The 4,241-nt window shown below is 67.9% G+C and carries 5 protein-coding genes; 4 read left to right on the top strand and 1 reads right to left on the bottom strand.

Annotation, left to right across the window (positions count from 1 at the left end; translation table 11 throughout):
- Positions 1-472 (bottom strand): kinase/pyrophosphorylase (locus tag Q7S93_RS05330; protein WP_304712701.1); only part of this gene is annotated, 472 nt, incomplete at its 3' end.
- 524 nt (positions 473-996) lie between these two features.
- Here Q7S93_RS05330 and hemE point away from each other — a divergent pair.
- The 4 genes from hemE to Q7S93_RS05310 all read left to right on the top strand — a co-directional run.
- Positions 997-2,028, top strand: a complete 1,032-nt coding sequence (gene hemE / locus Q7S93_RS05325) for a uroporphyrinogen decarboxylase (RefSeq protein ID WP_304712700.1) — start codon at positions 997-999, stop codon at positions 2,026-2,028.
- Positions 2,025-3,065 (top strand): ferrochelatase, encoded by a 1,041-nt coding sequence (gene hemH, locus Q7S93_RS05320; protein WP_304712702.1) that lies wholly within the window; start codon positions 2,025-2,027, stop codon positions 3,063-3,065. Before hemE ends, hemH begins: the two co-directional genes overlap by 4 nt.
- Positions 3,062-3,523, top strand: a complete 462-nt coding sequence (locus Q7S93_RS05315) for a CopD family protein (RefSeq protein WP_304712699.1) — start codon at positions 3,062-3,064, stop codon at positions 3,521-3,523. The genes hemH and Q7S93_RS05315 overlap by 4 nt, the downstream gene beginning before the upstream one ends.
- A 241-nt stretch (positions 3,524-3,764) precedes the next feature.
- Positions 3,765-4,241, top strand: a 477-nt coding sequence (locus Q7S93_RS05310; RefSeq protein ID WP_304712698.1) for a Rho termination factor N-terminal domain-containing protein, incomplete at its 3' end; no start/stop codon positions are given.

The following is a 4,241-nucleotide window of genomic DNA, read 5'->3' as shown; positions in this document are numbered from 1 at the left end:
GCGACACGCCCACCAGGACCACGTCGGCCTGTTCCAGATCCTGCCCGCCCTGGCCGTCATCATGGCCGATGGCGTAGTTCAGGGCGTCCATGCGGTTGAAATAGTCGTGGTCCAGGGCGTGCTGGGCGCCGACCCGGGTGGTCGTATTGACCCCCAGATAGCGCGACACCGCCGAGACCAGCGGATCGAGCGCCGGGATGCAGGCCAGTTCCAGCCGCCGGCAACCCTCCTCCAGGGCCGCCCGCAGCTCGGCGTCGACAATGGTGTGAATGACCAGGCCCGGCGCCGACTCGATATCCGACAGGGCCCGGTCCAGCTGCCGCTGGGAACGGACCAGGGCGTAGATGTGCTCGATGGGCAGGACGTCGTCGAACCGGGCGCAGACCGCGCGCGCCATGGCGTTCAGGGTCTCGCCGGTCGAGTCCGACACCAGGTGGACGTGGAAATAGGTGGCGATGCGCGGGTGGGTCATACCGAGGGGGGCGCCTGCGACAAAATGCTCTTGGGGACCGAGGAGTCGATAAGTCTCTTAAAGGAGGCCGGCGAACTTGGGGATAGGCCGCGACTTATCCGCCGCCGCGGGGGGCTCGGCGGCCGACCCTGTAGGGATCTGAGTTTGGGGGTCGGATCGTCCACCGGTTGAGCCCATGGGGAAAGTCTTAACGAAAGGTAAACACAGGGGCCACCTGAGCACCCCCTTCGTCCTCAGGGACGGGCCAGGGCGGCCGGCCGAGGGCCTTAAGGTTTTGTTAAGGAATGTGGCGAGGCTTGCCGCCCGGCGCCCGCGATTCACATGGCCAGGCCCGGCCTCGGGACAAGCCCGGCCGACCCTGTGGGCAAGTCGGTATGGCGGCGGTGTTTTCGGGTTTTCCCCGGGTCTGACCGGCCCTACCTCAACCTCATCCTCAAACAGATCTTTCTTTCAGGAAGAAGGGAGGGGGCCTGTGTCCACCTGGCCCCTTGAGCAGGCGGGCCGGAGCGGCTTTAAGGCTTGGCATGAGTGACACGACGAAGCCCCGCCTCCTTCGCGCCCTGGCCGGCGAAACCCTCGAGCGCCCGCCGGTCTGGTTCATGCGTCAGGCGGGCCGCTCCCTGCCAGAGTATCGTGAGCTCCGCACCAAGGCCCCGGACTTCATCGCCTTCTGCCACAATCCGCAGATGGCGGCCGAGGCGACCCTGCAGCCCATGCGCCGTTTCCCCCTGGATGCGGCCATCGTGTTCGCCGATATCCTGCTCCTGCCCAAGGCGCTCGGCCAGAAGGTCTGGTTTGAAACCGGCGAGGGGCCCAGGCTTGGCGAGCTGCCGGCGCTTTCGGCCATGGAGGCCGAGATCGAGGCCTCGACCGGCAGGCTTTCCGAGATCGGGGAAACCCTGACCCGGGTGCGGGCTGAGCTGGAGCCGGAGCGGGCCCTGATCGGCTTCGCCGGCGCCCCCTGGACGGTGGCCACCTATATGATCGAGGGCCGGGGCTCCGACCGGTCCGGCGCGCGAACCTACGCCTATCAGAACCCCGAGGATCTCGACCGGCTGCTGGACATCCTGGTGGAGTCCACCGCCCGTTATCTGGTGATGCAGGCCAAGGCCGGCGCCCAGGCCCTGAAGCTGTTCGAGAGCTGGGCCGAGGGCCTGGCGGAGGATGTGTTCGAACGCATCGTCATCCGGCCCCATGCGGCGATCATCGAGAAGGTCCGCGCCGCCGGGATCGACACCCCCTTCATCGGCTTCCCCCGCGGCGCCGGGGCGCTGGTGGAAAACTACGCCGCCGCCGTGCCGGTGCAGGCCGTGGCCCTGGACACCCAGGCCAGCGCCGCCCTGGGGCGCAAGATCCAGGCGGGCGGCAAGGCGGTGCAGGGCGCCCTGGACAATCTGCTGCTGCGGGCCGGCGGCCCGGCCATGGACGCCCGCATCGACGCCCTGATCGAACAGTGGGGCCAAGGACCCTACATCTTCAATCTGGGCCATGGTGTGCTGCCGGACACGCCGGTGGAGAACATTGAGCGCGCGGTTCGCCGCGTGACGGGGACCTGATGAAAAAGCTCGCGGTGGTCCTCTTCAACCTGGGGGGACCCGACGACCAGGACTCCGTCCAGCCCTTCCTGTTCAACCTGTTCCGCGACCCGGCGATCATCAGCCTGCCGGCCCCGGCCCGCTATGCCCTGGCCGCCCTGATCTCCACCACCCGCAGGAAGACCGCCCAGGCCAACTACGCCATCATGGGCGGCGGCTCACCCCTGCTGCCGGAGACGAAGGCGCAGGCCCAGGCCCTGCAGGCCGAGCTGGCCGCCAAGGCGCCGGAGCTGGAGGCCAGGATCTTCATCGCCATGCGCTACTGGAAACCCCGGGCCGAGGCGACGGCGGCTGAGGTGGCGGCCTTTGCGCCCGACGAGATCGTGTTGCTGCCGCTCTATCCGCAGTTCTCCACCACCACCACGGGCTCGTCCCTGAAGGACTGGGCAAAGGCCTATAGGGGCCCGGGCGTCGTTCGTACCGTCTGCTGCTATCCGACCGAGGCCCGGCTGATCGAGGCCCATGCCGACCAGATCGCGCAGACCTGGGCCGCGGCGGGCAAGCCTGAGGGCCTGCGCCTGCTGTTCTCGGCCCATGGCCTGCCCAAGTCGGTGATCGCCCGGGGCGACCCTTACCAGGCCCAGATCGAGGCCACCGCCGCGGCCGTGGCCGCCCGCCTGCCGGAGCTTTCCGACTGGCAGGTCTGCTACCAGAGCCGGGTGGGCCCGATGGAATGGATTGGTCCGTCCACGGAGGTCGCCCTGCGCCAGGCCCAGGCCGACGGCAAGGGCGTGATCCTGACCCCCATCGCCTTTGTCTCCGAGCATGTGGAGACCCTGGTGGAGCTCGATCACGAATATGCCGAGATCGCCAAGACCATCGGCTGCGCCCCCTATCTGCGGGTTCCGGCCCTGGGGATCGCCCCCGGATTCATCGCGGGGCTCGGCGGCGTGGTGCTGAACGCCCTGGACGATGCGCCGGGTATCGCGCCGGCCGGCGGCTGGACCTGCCCGGCCGACTATGGAAAATGCGCCTGCAGGACGGGGAGGGCGGCATGAACTGGTTTGATCTGCTTCGGGGCCTGCACATCATCGCGGTGATCGCCTGGATGGCCGGCATGATGTATCTGCCGCGGCTCTACGCCTATCACACCGAAACCGCGCCGCCTGGCAGCGAGTTCGACGCCCACTTCAAGGTGTGGGAGGCCAAGCTCCTCAAGATCATCATCAACCCCGCCATGGTGCTGACCTGGATCCTGGGCCTGAGCCTGATCATGTATCATGTTCACGCCATGGGGCAGGGCTGGGCCTTCCTGCTGCAGCCCTGGATGATGCTGAAGCTCGCCCTGGTGATCTTCCTGTCCGGCTGGCACGGCATGCTGGCCGGGGCGCGGAAGAAGATCGCGGCCGGTGAGCGGCCCCGCAGCGCCAAGTTCTGGCGGGCCACCAATGAGATCCCGTTCCTGATCGCCATCGCCGCCGTGCTGGCCGTGACCCTGGAATTCGGCGGCCGCTGACCCCATCTGGTGTGAGACGGCCCTTGACCTCGGCCCCCCGGCTGTGGTTTTGCGTTAGCACACGCGGGAGAAATCCCGCGCCCGCCTTTCCCGGCGCCGCGCGTTCTACGCCGACGGCCCGGTCCTCGAGACAACATAACCGGCGCCGCCTCGCTGCGCCCCACCTCTCGTCCCCGCCCGCCCGGAGTCCGTCCGGCGGTTCGCGGCCCGACATACCCTCTCAGAGCTTTCAAAGACCCCGATGAGCGAAGACACCGAAACCGAAGTCCTGGACTCCCAGACCGACGACGACGCCGGCATGGACGCCGAAGACGAGCCGTCCCTGGCCTCCCAGGCGATCGCCGCCATGGGCCTGACGCGCATGTCCCTGCAGGAGCTGAAGGAGAAGTCCTCCTCCGATCTGCTGGCCTTCGCCGAGCAGATGGACATCGAGAACGCCAACTCGATGCGCAAGCAGGACATGATGTTCGGCATCCTGAAGACGCTGGCCGAAGAAGGCGTGGAGATTTCAGGCTCCGGCACCATGGAGGTGCTGCCCGATGGCTTCGGCTTCCTGCGCAGCCCCGAGGCCAACTATCTGCCCGGCCCCGACGACATCTATGTCAGCCCCTCGCAGATCCGGAAGTTCGGCCTGCGCACCGGCGACTCCGTGGTCGGCGCCATCCGCGCCCCCCGGGAAGGCGAGCGCTATTTCGCCCTGGTCAAGGTTGACCAGATC

Source organism: Phenylobacterium sp., from assembly GCF_030646615.1.
Classification (GTDB): Bacteria; Pseudomonadota; Alphaproteobacteria; order Caulobacterales; family Caulobacteraceae; genus Phenylobacterium.
Note: the sequence above shows the minus strand (reverse complement) of the source record. Positions and strands in the feature narration are given on the sequence as shown.